We start from the raw sequence: 17,319 nt of genomic DNA on the forward strand, positions 1-17,319 counted from the left end.
AATTTACAGGATGCGAAACATAGTTCTCATTATAATATTGGGTTTTATCCTCTTTGGATGTAGAGAAAAAACACCGACAGTAACTAAAAAAGAAAAAAGACATCTTCCTAAATTAGAGCCAAACAGGTATAATGTAGCCTTTTTAATAATGGACGGAGTCTACAACACAGAGTTTACAGCACCATATGATATCTTTCAGCATACGCAGTACAGAAAAGGCATTAAAGCCATGAATACCTTTACAGTAGCTAATACGCTTACTCCTATAACATCTTTTGAAGGCGTTCGTATTTTACCAGATTTTGACTATACTGAAGATTCGCTACCTAAAATTGACATCTTGGTTGTACCGAGTGCCGAACATCATTTAGATACTGACCTTAAGGACACCATCATGCTAAATTTCATTAAAAAAGTTGATAAAGAAGCCCTGTTTATGACCTCACATTGCGATGGCGCTTTTGTTTTAGCCAAAGCAGGATTGCTAGATAGTGTTGTTTCTACTACTTTCCCCAGTGATATTGGCAGCTATAAAAAGATGTTTCCAAAATTGAAGGTAAAAGACAGCGTTTTATTTGTGCACGATGGAAAGTACATTACCTCTGCCGGAGGGGCTAAAAGTTTTGAAGCAGCACTATATCTCTGTGAGTACCTCTATGGAAAGGAAATTGCAGAGTCGTTAGCGGGCGGTCTTGTAATTGATTGGAACTTATCGGAAGTGCCTAAATTTGTTAATCAGTGATTTTGTAACGGGCCTCGTCAAAATACTTCTCTACTAGTTTATTATACTCCGGTGCTATGCGAAGCAGCGCTGTATGCTCTAAGCCGTCAAGCCTCTCTTTGTTTTTAAATCCCTTTTTAAAGGCTTCTTCTAAATAAAAAAGTGCCGTGCCATATTCCTCATATTTTGAACTTAATGAAATTACACTTAAGTAGTGATCATAGTTTTTTGGCTCACTGATTGTTTTAAGCATAGATAACAAAATCAAAGCTTCATCATCAACAATTTTTTCAGACTTTACAATATCGATTTCATCTTCTATGAGGGCATTCAAAAATCCGTAGAGGCGTTTGCCCATTTGTCGCTCAGCTTCCGTATCACCTTTAATAAACTTATTCAATTCGCCTACCTGATAATTCCACCAGCCCAAATTATTATAATTATAGGTGTATAAATCTTCTTCTAAATAATAGATATAATCTTCCCTTAGAAGCTCTTCCTTGAAAAAAGCAGCACTTTCGTTCCTTTTCAAACTTCGATATTGCTTTTCCTTTTTAATATTTTTTCCTATGGTTTTTAGCGAGTCTAAATCTTTATGTGTTCGGTATACATTAAGCATTTCAGAGATTTCTCTATCTGCCAAGAGCAATTTTTGTTCTTTCTTTAATTGTTCAATGAGAGTAACATCTTCATTGTAAGCTCTTTTGACGTATAAAGAATCTTTGGTTTCGTGGCCTTTTGCCATTGCCGATAAAGTAAATAGCCGCAACGCTTTCTGAAGATATACGGCCTTAGGCCATTCTTTTCCGCCATCAAATACAAGCAGGTTATTAGGAATGTTAAGTCCATTTAAAATCTTTTCATGGGATAATAAAGTTGGATAGTTATAATCTTCTTTACCTACTATACCAATAAAGTGAAAAGGATTTTTAGAAGTTAGAAGTTCCACATTCGCCAATCCTGCACCACAAGAAATTACGCCTTCGATATCTTTAAAAAAAATAGGCATCAAATTGGCCAAACGTCCACCATTATCAAAACCAGCAGTATAAATTCGGTTTAAGTTTATCGGTAGTAGGCTATTTACTTCAGAGAGCATGCGCTTGGTTATAAGCACATTTTTCGCTACCGATATTGAATCGTTAACAGCGTTGGAAGCAGCTAAAATATAATTCTCTTTTTCGGCAACCTGACGAAACATCCCTAAAGCCTGCTTACCTCTTCCCTCACCATCAAATAAGAAAAGAATTGGCCATTGTCCTTTATTTTCAAATTTTGTGGGCAGGTATAACGAAAACGTTTCTTGAATAGAATCTTTGACCGTTATGGAGTCTATAATTGCACCCTTCTGCAAAACAAGACCTTGAGAAAAACTAAAATTTAAAACAAAAAATACAAGAAGTACAGGTAAATAATTTCTTTTCATACAGCAATTACATCAAAAATCTAGCCAAAAAGATTCTGGATATTCCATAAAATTAACGTTTTTATGTGTTACCTATTTTAGTTATGGGAACATTCGAAGCTACATTTGACAAAATAATATGCGTTCTTGTCTCTCCATAGGTTATTAAGGTATCAATAAACTGTTCTAAATGGAACTGATCTTTTAAAACTACTTCCATTATAATATTTTCATTGCCAGTAATTCTATAGCAGTTTACTACCTCATTAAAGGTATCAACCTTACTTAAAAAGGGTTTCAATTTACCGACAAAAGCTCTTAAAGCAACTATCGCCCTTAGTTGCAATCCTATTTTTGAGTGAGAAATAACCGTATTATAACCTTCAATTATTCCCAAATCTTCCATCTTCTTTACGCGCTCCGCCACCGCTGGGGGAGTTAGCCCAACTTTCTTTCCAATATTGACAAAGGACTCCCTTGCGTTTAATTGCAAACACTCCAGTATTTTCCAATTAATCTTATCTACTTTATTTTTCAAAGGTTTAGCATTTTAATTCTTTCTTTAATAAAGTAAAAAAAACTTTATCATTTATTTTATAAATTTAATTTTTATTTTTCAGATGTAATTTTATAGTAGAAATTGTTTTTGAAAAAAGATGAAGCACACACCCTACTACGCATTACCTGTTTATCAAAAATCGCTAGCACTTCATGATTTAAGTTCGGCGGTAGCTTCATATTTCTCAAAGGAAAAAAATATTTTGAAGCTTAAAAAAACCGCTAGTTTGAGGGAGCAAATTGCAAGTTCTTTATTTATAGATTCTAATCTAATCGCTAAACAGATAGAGCAGGCCGTAACCACTAACTCATATGAAGCTAGACTACAAAGTGCCTCTTTTATTAATACGATTACAAGAAATTTAAGCTCATACTGCAATGGCCTTGATTATGATGGGGTTAAGGAAAAAGAGTATGTAAACTTATTGCGCAGGGAGTTAAAATCTTTCCGCGTTTCCTTTAAGCAATGGCGTAAATCTTTGAAATAGATACCTTTAAAACTTGTAAAAACAGGCCGAAACAAATTTCAAAAAGGGCAGTTCTGCGAGCTATGTGTAAGTGATTCGAACTCTTCTTTATACGCTGCTATGCTTTTTAAATTAGACGCTCTGTTTACATATTTCTGCGATACTGCCCACCCACCTGAAAAAGTGCATTAGTAATCTGACCCAAAGAACAATATTTGCTAACCTCCATCAACTTATCAAAAATATTTTCATTCTTAATAGCGGATTCTTGTAACTCTTTTAAAAGCTTTGTAGACTTTTCTTTATTTCTAGTTTGCAGATTCTGCAGTGTTCGTATTTGATTTTGCTTTTCCTCTTCCGTCGCCCTTATAACTTCCGCAGGCAATATGGTCGGTGACCCTTTAGAAGATAGAAAAGTATTTACCCCTATTATGGGATAGGCACCAGAATGTTTTAAGGTTTCGTAATGAAGACTTTCCTCCTGAATTTTAGAACGTTGGTACATAGTTTCCATAGCACCAAGAACCCCACCTCTTTCTGTAATTCTATCAAACTCTAAAAGCACTGCCTCTTCAACCAAATCGGTTAATTCTTCAATAATAAACGAGCCCTGGAGCGGATTTTCATTTTTAGCAAGACCTAATTCTTTATTTATAATTAATTGAATCGCCATTGCCCTTCTTACCGATTCCTCCGTAGGTGTCGTGATTGCCTCATCATAGGCATTTGTATGTAGCGAATTACAATTGTCATAAATGGCATATAATGCTTGAAGCGTAGTTCTTATATCATTAAAATCAATCTCTTGGGCATGTAAGCTTCTACCCGAAGTTTGAATATGGTACTTCAACATTTGTGCACGTGGTCCGGCACCATATTTTTCTTTCATGGCTTTGGCCCAGATACGTCTGGCAACACGTCCTATTACTGCATATTCAGGGTCAATTCCATTAGAAAAGAAAAACGACAGGTTTGGACCAAATTTATCAATGTCCATTCCCCTACTTAAATAGTACTCTACATATGTAAAACCGTTAGAAAGGGTAAATGCCAGCTGTGATATTGGGTTTGCTCCCGCTTCGGCAATGTGATAACCTGATATAGATACCGAGTAAAAATTTCTTACATTCTTTTGAATAAAATATTCTTGTACGTCACCCATTAAGCGTAGGGCAAACTCTGTCGAAAAAATACAGGTATTCTGTGCTTGATCCTCTTTCAAAATATCGGCCTGCACCGTACCCCTCACTTGACTTAAGGTATTTTCTTTTATTTTTTGATATACTTCTTCAGGTAAAACCTCATTACCAGAAACCCCTAAAAGCATGAGACCCAAACCATTATTACCTTCGGGTAAATCACCAACGTAAGAAGGTCTTTCTACCTCTTTATTTTTGTATATCTTTTTGATTTTTTCCTCAACCTCTTTTTGTAGTCCGTTTTCAAGAATATACTTTTCACAGTTTTGATCAATCGCGGCATTCATAAAAAACCCAAGTAGCATCGGAGCAGGACCATTAATCGTCATACTCACCGAGGTCATTGGATTACTTAAATCAAAACCTGAGTATAATTTTTTCGCATCATCCAAACAACAAATAGAAACACCAGCATTACCGATTTTACCATAAATATCGGGGCGATGACCCGGGTCATTTCCATATAAAGTTACTGAATCAAAAGCAGTTGATAGACGCTTTGCATCCATATCAAGACTCACATAATGAAATCTTCTATTCGTACGTTCTGGCCCACCTTCACCTGCGAACATTCGAGTAGGATCTTCGCTGGTTCTTTTAAATGGGTATAATCCTGAGGTGTATGGGAAATCTCCTGGAACATTCTCTTGAAGCATCCAATTTAATAAATCGCCCCAACCTTTATATTTTGGCAACGCAACCTTAGGTATTTGTGAATGTGAAAGTGACTCTGTATGTGTTTCTATTTTTATTTCTTTATCGCGGACTTTAAAAGAATAAATAGGGGCTTTATAACTTTCCACCTTTTGGGGCCAATTTAGAATCAAATCCCAATTGTGTGGGTTTAAATCCATTTTTACCCTATCAAACTCTTTTATTAAGAGTGAAACCAGCTCTTTATCACTTTCATCCGACTGCGCTATTATTTTGGTCTCATCTAGTCCCGATTTTAATAAAATGGACTCTTCGTTCTCTGGCGAATTTAGTCGTAAAACAGATGAAATGGTTTTGAAAATGCCATACAAACGTTGCGCTACATCTGCCTGCTCTTTAGATTTTAAATCATACGTTCGATTATTTTCAGAAATTTCAGAAAGATATCTCGTTCTTGCAGGTGGTATCACAAAAATTTTCTCGGTCATTTCATTACCGACCTCAAAAGTAGAATCTAATTTAGCATCTATTTTGTCTACCAAAATATTCATTATCGATTTGTACAATCGATTCATCCCAGGATCATTGAATTGAGAAGCAATGGTGCCATAAATGGGCAATGCATCTTGACTTATATCCCATAGCCCATGATTACGCATGTATTGCTTTTTAACGTCGCGTAAGGCATCTAAAGAACCTCTTTTATCGAACTTATTGATGGCTACTATATCGGCAAAATCTAACATGTCGATTTTTTCCAACTGTGTTGCCGCACCAAATTCGGGGGTCATTACGTATAAGGAAACATCGCTATGTTCTAAAATCTCAGTATCGGATTGGCCAATACCAGAGGTTTCTAAAATTATTAGGTCAAATTCAGCGATTTTTAGAATATCGACCGCTTCACTCACATATTTGGACAAGGCCAAGTTTGATTGCCTTGTTGCTAAGGACCGCATATAGACACGCTCGTCATTGATCGCATTCATACGAATACGATCACCTAATAGTGCTCCACCTGTTTTTCGTTTTGATGGGTCGACAGAAATTATTCCGAGATTTTTATCAGGAAAATCTATCAGAAACCTTCTTACCAATTCATCTACAAGACTAGATTTTCCGGCCCCGCCAGTTCCCGTAATTCCTAAGACTGGGACATTAGCATCTGATTTTTTTAAGCTTGCAAAATGAGCTTCAAATTCTTCGTGGCGATTTTCGGCCAACGATATCATTCTGGCAATGGTATTTGTATTCTTTGCCTTAAGTAGATCTGTTAAATTAACTTCTTTGCCAATTTTCAATTCCGGTACGGCAGTATCGGCTTTTGAGACCAAATCATTAATCATGCCTTGAAGGCCCATTTTTCGGCCATCATCAGGAGAATAAATCTTAGTAATACCATAATCCATCAGCTCTTTGATCTCTTCCGGAAGAATTACGCCTCCACCACCACCAAAAATTTTGATATGTTCAGCTCCTTTTTCCCTTAGCAAGTCATGCATGTATTTGAAATACTCATTATGACCACCTTGATAAGATGTCATTGCTATGGCATTTGCATCTTCCTGAATTGCACAATCAACTACCTCGGCAACACTTCTATCATGACCTAAATGAATTACCTCAACACCGGTTGCCTGAATAATTCTTCGCATGATATTAATAGCAGCATCATGACCATCAAATAACGATGCTGCGGTTACAATTCTAATTTTGTTTTTAGGTTGGTATGGCGTTTGTTGTTCCATTAGCAAAAAAGAATCAAATTTTTGAGTGCAATTTACGATAAATGCAAAGAAAAAAGGATTGTATTTCGAATTTTATAAAAATACTTAACATTAAGCCTACTCTTTTTTGAATACTATAATTTTGAAGGCTAAATATCTATTTTGAAGCTTACTATAGTAATACATTGCACGGACCAAATTGGCATAATCAGTGCCGTTACCCACTTTTTACACAAAAAAGGTGGAAATGTTGTTTATTTAGACCAGCATGTTGATACAGAAACAAACGTCTTCTTTATGCGTATTGAATGTGAGTTTGATAATGGTTTCAATAAAACCAATTTTGATATTGACTTTAATTCGCAATTAGGGAATAGCTATAATATGCAGTGGAGTTCGCACGCTCAAGATGTTAAACCCAAAATGGCGATTTTTGTTTCTAAATACAACCATTGCCTATATGACTTGTTGAGCAGATATAATTCGGGAGAGCTTGCAGTTGAAATTCCTTTTATAATCAGCAACCATGATGATTTGGCCTACATAGCCCAACAATTTGATGTTCCTTTTTACCATATCCCAGTATCCAAAGAATCAAAAGACCTGGCTGAATCAAAGCAATTGGGGTTATTGAAAAAACACCAGATAGACTTTATTGTTTTAGCAAGGTATATGCAAATAGTTTCAACAAAGTTAATTAATGAATACCCTAATAAGATTATAAACATTCATCATTCCTTTTTACCCGCCTTTGCGGGAGCTAAGCCTTACCATGCGGCATTCAAGCGAGGCGTAAAAATAATTGGTGCTACAAGTCATTATGTTACCGAAGAATTGGATGCCGGGCCAATAATAGAGCAAGGTGTAACTCGAGTCACCCATTCGCATTCTATTAAAGATTTTATTACCAAAGGAAAAGACCTGGAAAAAATTGTTCTTTCTACCGCTGTTAAACTCCATATAGACAGAAAAACCATGGTGTGCAATAATAAAACTTTGGTATTTTCATAAATGGTACCTTTACCTTAAACAAATTATCATGAAAAAAATAGTCATATTTCTTATAATTTTTCAGTTGATGGGCTGTGCCGAGCTACAACAGGTGGTTAATCAATTGCCTCAAGGTGGCACTTTAGGAAATGCCGAAATAGCTCTAGGTCTAAAAGAAGCCCTTAATATGGGCATTGAAAAGCAGGTAAGTAAATTAACCTTAAAAGATGGCTTCTACAAAAATGAACTAGTCAAAATACTACTTCCGGAGGAATTGAAAAAAGTTGACAACACCTTAAGAAATATTGGCCTTGGCAACCTTGCCGACGAGGGCCTAAAAGTATTAAATAGAGCTGCAGAAGATGCCGTAAGCGAAGCGACCCCAATTTTTGTGGAAGCTATAAAAGGAATAACTTTTAATGATGCAAAAAATATATTACTCGGAAGCAATAATGCGGCAACGAACTATTTGCAACAAGGAACAGAAACCAAATTGTACGAAAAGTTCAATCCGATAATCAAAAACTCTTTTGAGAAAGTTGGTGCTGATAAGATATGGGAAAACCTAATTACCAAATACAATAATATCCCGCTTACAAGTGATGTAAATCCTAATTTGACCGACTATGTGACCCAAGAAGCTCTTGATGGGGTATTTACTATGGTCGAGATTGAAGAAAAAGCGATAAGAACAAAAATATCGTCTCGCACGACCGATATTCTCAAGAAGGTTTTTGCTCTTCAAGATCAAGGCAGACAATAAGACTCAAAAAAAACCGTTACTGTTTTAAGAAAGCGTAGCAATTATAACATATTGCTAAAATTCATTCAACCTTGATAAAAGCCTTTTAAATGAATTTTGTAAAAGTTTATTTGAGTTAACATTTTTTTGAGTTAGTTAGTTTAAAACCGGTGTCCGCATCGGTTTTTTTTGTTTATGCAATTAATATTTTGATAGTCAGTAGTTTATATTCAAACAAATTATAACTTCAATTTCACTTGTTAAAAGGTAACATCTTATCGGGATTTACTTTTTTTAAGATTTATTTAAGATTTCAACCTCTAACATTTTTTACCTTGTAGGGTAGTGCTAATTCATCAATCAAAAAATGGGTTCATTGAAAGTAAAAATACTTTTCTTGCTCCTGCTAGCCACGAAAATTGTATTTGGTGCAATCACACCCGCGAATACGATACTTGAAAAAGATAATATTAACTTGGCTTTTCCGCAGGATTCTATTCGCTGGGCTGACTATTATTATAATATTCAGCGATTTGAAGACGCCATAAGGTTATATGGAAAAGGGTTAGAGCAAAAAGGGGTTAATAAATCAAAATTCTTAAAAAAGCTTGCATTAAGTCAAGCTGGACTCGGAAATACCGAGAAATCTATTGAATACATTGAATCCTACTTGCTTCAAGAATTCAATACAGATTTTTTAAATCATGAAGGTTTTGATGATATTAGGGATACTTACCTATTCAAAGCAGTTTTAGAAAAGTACACCCCGAACCTAAGTTTTTGGTCTTTCTTTTATCTTTTTGTAGCATTTATAGGTTTCTATACCGTACTAATGCTCAATTTCAATAAGAAAATAAGACTTTCCGCTAGACTTCTAATTAGCGGATTTATCTTCATTCATTCCTTTTTCATATTCCATATTGGTCTAGTCATATCAAACTATCAATTTGAATATCCCCATTCTTATTTAATGTCTACTTGTTTTTCTTTCTTATACGGGCCCTTATTGTACCTTTATTTTAAAAAAGTAGTTCATAAGCATTTTTTTAAATATAGTGACATATTGCACTTATTGCCTACTGTTCTTTTCTTAATTTATATCGTTCCTATTTATGCACTAAGCACTAGTGATAAATTATCCTTAATGTTATCTAGGGTACAAAATGGTTTTAATCCATCAGATTCCGAACAATTAGTAACCATAGTCTTGCTTAAATTAACCTCCTTAATTGTATACGGGTTTTTTATAAGAAAACTGTATCTAGATAGTTCTAAAAGAAATGGTACTGAAAAATCAAATAGTGTTTGGCAGCGAAATCTTTACCATATCCATTTCTTGTATATTTTATCATATGCTATTTATGGAATCTTAATTGGTAATTCCATTTCTTCTGGTTTTTTCTATCATTTTCAATTGGGCAGTATGGCTTTAATGGTACTGTATATTGGTTATTCCGCAAACATTCAGCCAAGCGTCTTTAATGGCGTGATTTCTTATACCAATCGTCTATTTCCGAAATACGAAAAGTCCGGTCTTACAACGAGTTTATCATTAGAACTAAGGAATCACTTAGAGCATCTTTTTAAAGACGAAAAAATCTATAAAGAAAATGATATTAACTTAGAAATGGTAGCCCATAAATTGAACACTTCAAGACATAATGCTTCACAAGTCATAAACGAACATTTTAAGGTTAGTTTTCATGAGTTGGTAAATAAATATAGAATTGAAGAAGCCAAGAAAATTTTAACCGATGATCAACAACGCAATTTGAATATTATAGATATAGCCTATGAGGTAGGCTATAACAATAAGGTAACTTTTAATAAGGCCTTTAAAAAAGACACCCAGCTCACCCCTAGTCAATTTCAAAGACTTACCCCGCAAATACAGGCGTAAATTACTAGTAAACATTTATCGGATTAGTAAACGTTTATAGGACTTTCCTGAAAACCATTGCTCACGCTGTTAATTTGACCTAATAACTTAAAAATGTAGACAGCCCTGAGACATTTACGCTTACACGAAAAGACTAGACTTTGGTCTCATTTTCTATTAGAGTAATTATTTGAATTAGTCATCAAAACGTCAGGGCTGTACTTACATTCTAACTCAAAACAATAGTTAAGTATGAAAAACAGGACTAAATGGTTGTGCATGCTCTTTTTAATGGGGATTTTCTCCGTATTCGCACAACAAAAAAATGTAACTGGAGCAATTACCGATTTTGAAGGTTTGCCGCTACCAGGAGTAAACATTTTGGTAAAAGGTACCATTACCGGTACGCAATCAGATTTTGATGGAAACTATACTATTCAGGCAAGTACTGGAGACGTATTGGTTTTTTCCTATTTAGGACAAAAAACGGTTGAAATTACTGTGGGGGCATCTGATACTATAAATGTTCAGATGGAACAAGACACCCAGGCGCTTGAAGAAGTCGTTGTTGTTGGTTATGGTAATCAAGAAGAACGAAAAATTATTCAAAATGTGGGTATTGTTAAAGAAGAGGCCATTGAGAATTTGCAAGTGGTTTCCGCAGATCAATTATTACAGGGGCAAAGTGCTGGTACCCAAATTGTAAATGCATCTGGGGTTCTCGGGTCTGCCGCCGTTATTAGGGTAAGAGGGGTTAACTCAATTAACTCAGGTAGTCAACCACTTATAGTGATTGACGGGGTACCTATTACAGATACCGCCGGTAATACCTTAAATAGAGGTGGAAATACGGGTATCAACCCACTATCTTATGTTAACCCAAATGATATTGCATCTTTAACGGTTTTAAAAGATGCTGGTGCAACATCTATTTACGGTTCTCGTGGAGCTAACGGTGTAATTTTGATTACTACTAAAAAAGGTAGAAAGAACTCTAGAACTTCGGTTACATTAGACGTAAATACCGCGTATTCTGAATCCACAGATGTTCCAGATATATTAACGGCAGACGAATTTCGTCAGTTTAAGTCAGAAGTAGCAACCTTACAAAATGGTACACCTACATCTCCTGAAGATTTAGGATTAGGAGCTTTAGGTTCTGGAGGTACTGACTGGTTAGGGGGTGTACAACGAACAGGAATTTCTCAAAACTATAACTTAGGTATTAGAGGAGGTAGCGAAAAAACTTCTTTCTTCTTTGGATTGGATTTTCAAGACACCGAAGGTTTTATTGTTGGTAATGATCAGCAAAGAGCTGGTGCAAGAATTAATATAGACACAGAAGTTACGGAGTGGTTAAAAGCTGGAATGAATCTGGGGGTTACTAACAACCGCTTAAATAGAGTTGGTGTAGAGAACAATATCAATGCTCCTTTTACTACGGCATTTCTTCAAAGCCCAGTTGTACGTGCATTTGATGATGAAGGTAATTTTGCGCAATCTGGTTCTTTTATTCCTAATATTTTTGCTCGTGTTGCTTTAAATACAGATGAGCTTAAAACTTTTCGTGTTATCGGTAATGCTTTTACCGAAGTTACTCCTATTAAAGGTTTAACTTGGCGTTCAGAGTTTGGTATTGATAAATTAAGTTTAGAGGAATTTATTAGAAATGCTGAATTCAATTCACCAGGTGGATTCGCACAGCAAATATTTGTTAATGAGGATCGTTGGCTGACTAACCAAACTCTGAATTATACAGATACTTTTGCTGAAGATCATAGCCTAACGGTACTATTAGGTCTTAATTACGAGGAAACATTAAGAACACGCTCAAATGTATCTTCAACAGGTTTTCTTACAGACGACCTGCGTAATTTAGGTTCTGGCTCCACACCTACGGTATTAAACGGAGATAGATTTCCGTCTAGGCTGTTCGGTTTGTTCTCAAGAGTCACTTACGACTACAAAGGAAAATATATTGCGGAAGGATCTATTCGTAGAGATGGCTCCTCAAGGTTTGGGGCAAATAATCGATTTGGATATTTCTGGTCGGCAGCAGCGGGTTGGACACTATCTGAAGAAGACTTTATTCGAGATCTGAACTTCTTTGATTTTCTATCCCTTAGGGCAAGTATAGGTACCGTAGGTAATGATAGATTAGGAACTTTCCCTTCATTAGGATTGTTTAATGCCGGACCTATTGCAGATTACAATGGAGAATCTGGTGTAATTCCAAATCAACCTGAAAATCCTGACTTAAAATGGGAAGAAAGTGAAACTTTGGATATTGGCCTTAAATCTACATTTTTAAATGGTAGAGTAACATTTAATGCATCTTATTTCCAAAAAACCACTAGTGATTTATTATTGAATCAGGTTTTACCACCACAAACAGGTTTTACTAGTATCAGTAGAAATATCGGTGAAATGGAAAATACAGGTTGGGAGTTTGAGTTGAACACCGTAAATGTTAGAAAAGAAAATTTTACGTGGAGAACTAACTTCAACTTAACCTCTATTAAAAACAAGGTGTTGCGATTAAACGAAGATGCAGCTACTGATACACAGGGTAGACGAATTATAGACGGACCTATTCAAAGAGCTATCGAAGGAGAATCATTGAACAACTTCTTCTTAATACGCTACGTAGGAGTAAATCCGCAAACAGGTGATGCCGAATGGCTAGATGTTGATGGAAATATCACAAACAACCCAAGCTCAAATGATCGTGTTGTTACCGGAAGTCCGTTACCAGATTTTTCAGGAGGTATTACAAATATCATCAACTATAAGAATTTCGATTTGTCATTCTTAATGAATTACTCATATGGTAACGAAGTTGTAATCGATGGTTTACGTTTTGCTGATGGAAATGATGCCATTGGCGGTATTGTAAATATTAGAAGACAAAACTTGAATTATTGGAGACAACCCGGTGATAATGCGTTTTTACCGAGCCCTACCAGTTCTACTTTTAACCTGTTCAACCAAAGATCCAGCCAACAACAACTTGACGCTTCTTACTTGAGGTTAAAGAATGTTACTCTTGGGTATAGTCTTCCTCAACAAGCCTTGGATAAACTGGGAGGTCTCTTTCAGTCCATAAGGTTATATGCAACCGCTACTAATCTATTCACCATCAAAGCTGATGAAATGGATGGTATTGATCCAGAGGTGACAGATGATATTGATCCTTTATTTCAAGGAGAATCATTCTTTACAGCGCCACAAGCAAAATCTTACTCGTTCGGAGCAAGAATACAATTTTAACTAAAAAAAATAGAAATGAAAACGATAAAAATAACAATGGCATTTCTAGCAATAATCTTTGCTTTTTCATGTGAAGATCAGTTAGATGTTGTACCTGAAGATAATGTTGCTTCAAATACTGTATTTGGTAGTTTTGCTACAATTAACGGTGCTGTGGTAGGTATCTACAGTAAAAATCAAAGTGGAGATTTAAATGGAAATCCACAGTTAATGTCAGATTTTATGGCTGACAATGTAAACTTCGTTGGAAGTTTTCCTTCTCTACAAGAAATAGATCAATTTGAAACATTAGCTACGAATGCTACTATAGATAATATATGGCTAGATGGATATGAATTGATTGGCGCTGCAAACAATATAATTGTAAATCTGCCTGAAGTAAGTGTAGATGATGTCACTGGTCTTACAGAAGCTGATAAAACAGTTTTTGTAGCAGAAGCAAAGTTCTTACGAGCTATCACCAACTTTCAGCTGGTGAATTTATTTGCACAGCCATTCCAATTTTCAAATGGAACTAATCTTGGTATTCCACTCGTGACACAACCTTTTGAAGGCGGTGATATATCTGAATTTCAATTAGAAAGGTCTACCGTAAACGAAGTTCATGCTTTTATTGAGCAAGACCTATTGGATGCGGCAGCAGCCTTACCTGAAGATAATGGGGTAAGAGCAGAAGCTGGGGCCGCTAGAGCTTTATTAGCTAGATTAGCGTTGTATCGAGAGCAATGGGCCGAAGCGGCAGACTTGGCAAATCAAGTAATTACTTCAGGCGAATATACCTTAGCTAGCGATTATGATTTCTATGATGACAACCCTAACTCCTCAGAACACATCTTTGTAGTGGTTAATACCCCTACAGATGGTCCGCAAGAAAACGCCGGATCTGATGAAGTTTATGTGAATTTTTATAATCCCGCACCAGGTGGTAGAGGAGATGCACCTTTCAGCCAAGAGTTGATAGATGCATTTGCTGCGGAAGCTGGTGATAGAAGATTTAGTGAACTCTCTCAGGCTGCATCAGATGCGGGTGGTAACGATACCTTTTTCACCACCAAATATCCTGACGTTGTGAACAATGCTTCAGATGGTATGGCGCTTCGCATTACAGAAATGTATTTAATTCGTGCTGAAGCGAACCTAAGAAATGGTTCATCTGTAGGAGACAGTCCTTTAAACGACATTAATCTACTTCGAACTCGTGCAGGTTTAGGAAATCTTGCTTCTGTTGATCTGGATGCTATTGCGCTGGAAAGAAGAAAAGAGCTTTGTTTTGAAGGTCATAGAAGAATGGACTTACTTAGGAATAACTTAAACCTTAGACCCGATGGCGGTGCCGCTTCGGCACCTGGAGCCAATAAGGTTATATTCCCTATAGTGGAAGATGAAACCACAAACAATCCAAACATTACTCAAAATCCGGGTAATTTTTAAATAATTTCATCAATCAATTGAGAAACCATCATTCAATTTAATTGGGTGGTGGTTTTTTCATAAATTAAAAGCTATGTACAAATCAAAAAGAATAATCTTCGGTTTAGCAATCTTGTATACCCTATCGGGGTATTCACAACTGCAACCACCAAATAGTAACAGCACATTACAAGATCTTGCCTTTTTTATAGATGTCAATAATAAAAAGTACGCCAATGCCCAAGGATCTAAGTATATCTATGCCGATTTTAAACTGGCAAAGATTGAGGGTCTTTCTGGATCACACTTAGTGCGATTTGACCCAGTGGATAATATTATTCAACTCAAAAAGGAAGACAACAACATATTAAATCTATCTAAAAAATATCAATACAAAATCGAATTATTAGATGGTACGGGCACTTATGAAACACAACAATTTATTAATACCGATGGAGAAATAGAGAATACTTTTTTTGAAAGTATACATACTTCTAAAAACTACAAGCTATACAAAAAACATCGCATAAAATTTCAACCTGCGAAGCCTGCCAAGAGCAGTTATGAACCGGCAACAGACCCCGAATTTATACCACTAGATGCTATCTATTATGTAATGAATCTCGAGAAAAATCCAGGTCATTTGTTAGAGTTACCAAGAAAAAAGAAAGTTTTTCCAAACTTTTTTGGAAACAGAGCTAAAGAAATGAGCAAGTACATCAGAATGCAAAACCTAAAAATATCCTCAGAAGAGGATTTGATCAAAATTCTGAACTATTATTTTCAGTAAAAAACAAACATAGTAATTATCTATCGGGAGCGGGTAATGGTTTATAAGGATTACCCAAAGTGTTTTATTTATGGTGTTTATTTACACTCAGCTTAACTATATAAGGCGGCTCTGATACATACTTCTAAAAAAAAATATGTCTCATTTTTAGGGTGATTTATTTGAATTAGCTATCAAAATCTTCAGAGTCGTCTTTATATAGTTTACTTTATTGGAGTATAATGTCCATCAAAAAGTATATTCACCGCCTTTTCATTGTGCAAAACTTCCCATAATTGTCTCACAGTACCATCGTCATTTAAAGTCCAAGTAATTCGATTTACGTACAGCTTACCATCTTCATTTTTAAATTCATCTGAAGACATAATCATTCGATTCCCAACTCTATTTCCCTTTAACTTTAAATGGTTGCCAGAATTATCGATCCAGAGTTGTTCCCATTGCGCTGTTTTCAAATTGTAGAAGTTAACGCTAGCACCTGTATAACCTGCGGTAGCACTAACCCAATTTTCTCTTAAAATACAGTTGTCTTGGTCTTTTGTAATCGTATTGGTACCCGCCTTTGAACCATCAGCATTCGTGACGCTCCAACTACCTAACCAAAAATCAAAGTCCTTGTGATTTTCAGAGCAACAACTACAAGCTACTTCTTGTGACGATACTGTGAAAACAAGTAGCAACATTAAATTGGTCAGTATACCCTTTACGGAAATCATTTCAAATTAGATAAATAGTGTATTACCTTATTATTAAAAACAATCGGTTGTTCAACGTTTACAACATGACCACAATTATCAATTACCGCAAGTTGAGACATGCGGTGCGACTTCACCACCTTTTCAATGGTTGGCAGAAAAAGATAGTCTTCTCCTCCCATGATATACAATGTTGGGATTTCAATATCTACGGTTCTAAAAAAACGAAGCAACGGATTAATCTCCGAAGTAAGTTTAAACCATCTTATGAATTCTTTTTGATATAATTTTTTTGCTTCTCTTACGAACAACGAACGCGACTCTCTATGGTTTTTATTCGGCATGATTACAAAGGCAAAAAATTTGTACAACCAGATATACGGTACAATTGATTTGAAAATAACGCCCAATCGCATTAAAACCTGAGATCGAAGGTTCAATTTCATAATTGCCCCGCCCATTACCATACTCGATACCCTATCAGGATATTTTTCAGCAAGATTGCGTATTAAAATAGTTCCTAACGATATTCCAATAAAATGAGACTTCTTAATACTTTCATGGTCGATTACCTCAACAATATCGTCTGTAATCGAATCAAAGGTATATTTATCACTAAAAGCATCTTTTAAGTTAGGCTTTGAATTGCCATGACCCCTTAAATCGAGTAAAAGAATATTGAAGTGTTTTTTAAAATCGCGGAGCTGTTTATACCAAATTGTAGAGCTTCCTCCTGCACCATGCACAAAGGTTACCCATTCATCTGAAGTTTTATGTAAATACTTGGTATAGTGAAGCAAGCTTAAATTTTT

Annotated in this window: 13 protein-coding genes; 8 read left to right on the forward strand and 5 right to left on the reverse strand. The window is 35.6% G+C overall.

Annotated features, from left to right (window positions below; genetic code table 11):
- The first annotated feature begins 10 nt into the window (after positions 1–10).
- Positions 11–742 carry a DJ-1/PfpI family protein gene (locus tag ACZ1GR_RS05155; RefSeq protein WP_472611146.1) on the forward strand — a complete coding sequence of 244 codons (732 nt, stop codon included), beginning with the start codon at positions 11–13 and terminating at the stop codon, positions 740–742.
- Here ACZ1GR_RS05155 and ACZ1GR_RS05160 read toward each other — a convergent pair.
- Positions 732–2,147 (reverse strand): alpha/beta hydrolase, encoded by a 1,416-nt coding sequence (locus ACZ1GR_RS05160; RefSeq protein WP_472611147.1) that lies wholly within the window; start codon positions 2,145–2,147, stop codon positions 732–734. The two genes, ACZ1GR_RS05155 and ACZ1GR_RS05160, sit on opposite strands and share 11 nt — an antisense overlap.
- Positions 2,148–2,208: 61 nt before the next feature.
- The gene (locus ACZ1GR_RS05165) at positions 2,209–2,664 is read right to left on the reverse strand and encodes an Lrp/AsnC family transcriptional regulator (protein ID WP_472611148.1); all 456 of its coding nucleotides are present in this window, start codon (positions 2,662–2,664) and stop codon (positions 2,209–2,211) included.
- 118 nt (positions 2,665–2,782) lie between these two features.
- On the opposite strand from ACZ1GR_RS05165, the gene ACZ1GR_RS05170 reads away from it, so the two are divergent.
- Positions 2,783–3,172, forward strand: a complete 390-nt coding sequence (locus ACZ1GR_RS05170; protein WP_377765414.1) for a hypothetical protein — start codon at positions 2,783–2,785, stop codon at positions 3,170–3,172.
- 124 nt (positions 3,173–3,296) lie between these two features.
- Here the strand turns inward: ACZ1GR_RS05170 and ACZ1GR_RS05175 are convergent, their stop codons facing one another.
- Complete coding sequence (locus ACZ1GR_RS05175; RefSeq protein ID WP_472611149.1) at positions 3,297–6,752, reverse strand: methylmalonyl-CoA mutase family protein; 3,456 nt, start codon at positions 6,750–6,752, stop codon at positions 3,297–3,299.
- Between the two features lie 141 nt (positions 6,753–6,893).
- On the opposite strand from ACZ1GR_RS05175, the gene purU reads away from it, so the two are divergent.
- From purU to ACZ1GR_RS05205, 6 genes are all read left to right on the forward strand, one after another.
- Positions 6,894–7,742, forward strand: a complete 849-nt coding sequence (purU, locus tag ACZ1GR_RS05180; RefSeq protein WP_472611150.1) for a formyltetrahydrofolate deformylase — start codon at positions 6,894–6,896, stop codon at positions 7,740–7,742.
- A 28-nt stretch (positions 7,743–7,770) separates the two neighbouring features.
- A complete protein-coding gene (locus ACZ1GR_RS05185; protein ID WP_472611151.1) occupies positions 7,771–8,484 on the forward strand; it encodes a DUF4197 domain-containing protein in 714 nt (237 codons plus the stop codon).
- Between the two features lie 346 nt (positions 8,485–8,830).
- Positions 8,831–10,363, forward strand: a complete 1,533-nt coding sequence (locus tag ACZ1GR_RS05190) for a helix-turn-helix domain-containing protein (RefSeq protein ID WP_472611152.1) — start codon at positions 8,831–8,833, stop codon at positions 10,361–10,363.
- A gap of 231 nt (positions 10,364–10,594) precedes the next feature.
- Positions 10,595–13,612, forward strand: a complete 3,018-nt coding sequence (locus tag ACZ1GR_RS05195; RefSeq protein WP_472611153.1) for a SusC/RagA family TonB-linked outer membrane protein — start codon at positions 10,595–10,597, stop codon at positions 13,610–13,612.
- A gap of 15 nt (positions 13,613–13,627) precedes the next feature.
- Positions 13,628–15,043 (forward strand): RagB/SusD family nutrient uptake outer membrane protein, encoded by a 1,416-nt coding sequence (locus ACZ1GR_RS05200; protein WP_472611154.1) that lies wholly within the window; start codon positions 13,628–13,630, stop codon positions 15,041–15,043.
- A gap of 73 nt (positions 15,044–15,116) precedes the next feature.
- Positions 15,117–15,812 carry a hypothetical protein gene (locus tag ACZ1GR_RS05205; RefSeq protein WP_472611155.1) on the forward strand — a complete coding sequence of 232 codons (696 nt, stop codon included), beginning with the start codon at positions 15,117–15,119 and terminating at the stop codon, positions 15,810–15,812.
- A 203-nt stretch (positions 15,813–16,015) separates the two neighbouring features.
- Here the strand turns inward: ACZ1GR_RS05205 and ACZ1GR_RS05210 are convergent, their stop codons facing one another.
- Both ACZ1GR_RS05210 and ACZ1GR_RS05215 read right to left on the reverse strand, forming a co-directional pair.
- Positions 16,016–16,528, reverse strand: a complete 513-nt coding sequence (locus ACZ1GR_RS05210; RefSeq protein ID WP_472611156.1) for a hypothetical protein — start codon at positions 16,526–16,528, stop codon at positions 16,016–16,018.
- Positions 16,525–17,307, reverse strand: coding sequence for an alpha/beta fold hydrolase (locus ACZ1GR_RS05215; RefSeq protein WP_377765427.1), 783 nt, complete (start codon positions 17,305–17,307; stop codon positions 16,525–16,527). Before ACZ1GR_RS05215 ends, ACZ1GR_RS05210 begins: the two co-directional genes overlap by 4 nt.
- Positions 17,308–17,319 lie beyond the last annotated feature (12 nt).

This window comes from Croceitalea sp. W27 (assembly GCF_055693185.1).

Bases quoted from the DNA above. Each gene is read 5' to 3' on its own strand.
- ACZ1GR_RS05155 (WP_472611146.1), top strand. From the start codon at position 11: ATGCGAAACATAGTTCTCATTATAATATTGGGTTTTATCCTCTTTGGA.
- ACZ1GR_RS05160 (WP_472611147.1), bottom strand. From the start codon at position 2,147: ATGAAAAGAAATTATTTACCTGTACTTCTTGTATTTTTTGTTTTAAAT.
- ACZ1GR_RS05170 (WP_377765414.1), top strand. From the start codon at position 2,783: ATGAAGCACACACCCTACTACGCATTACCTGTTTATCAAAAATCGCTA.
- ACZ1GR_RS05175 (WP_472611149.1), bottom strand. From the start codon at position 6,752: ATGGAACAACAAACGCCATACCAACCTAAAAACAAAATTAGAATTGTA.
- ACZ1GR_RS05185 (WP_472611151.1), top strand. From the start codon at position 7,771: ATGAAAAAAATAGTCATATTTCTTATAATTTTTCAGTTGATGGGCTGT.
- ACZ1GR_RS05190 (WP_472611152.1), top strand. From the start codon at position 8,831: ATGGGTTCATTGAAAGTAAAAATACTTTTCTTGCTCCTGCTAGCCACG.
- ACZ1GR_RS05195 (WP_472611153.1), top strand. From the start codon at position 10,595: ATGAAAAACAGGACTAAATGGTTGTGCATGCTCTTTTTAATGGGGATT.
- ACZ1GR_RS05200 (WP_472611154.1), top strand. From the start codon at position 13,628: ATGAAAACGATAAAAATAACAATGGCATTTCTAGCAATAATCTTTGCT.
- ACZ1GR_RS05205 (WP_472611155.1), top strand. From the start codon at position 15,117: ATGTACAAATCAAAAAGAATAATCTTCGGTTTAGCAATCTTGTATACC.
- ACZ1GR_RS05210 (WP_472611156.1), bottom strand. From the start codon at position 16,528: ATGATTTCCGTAAAGGGTATACTGACCAATTTAATGTTGCTACTTGTT.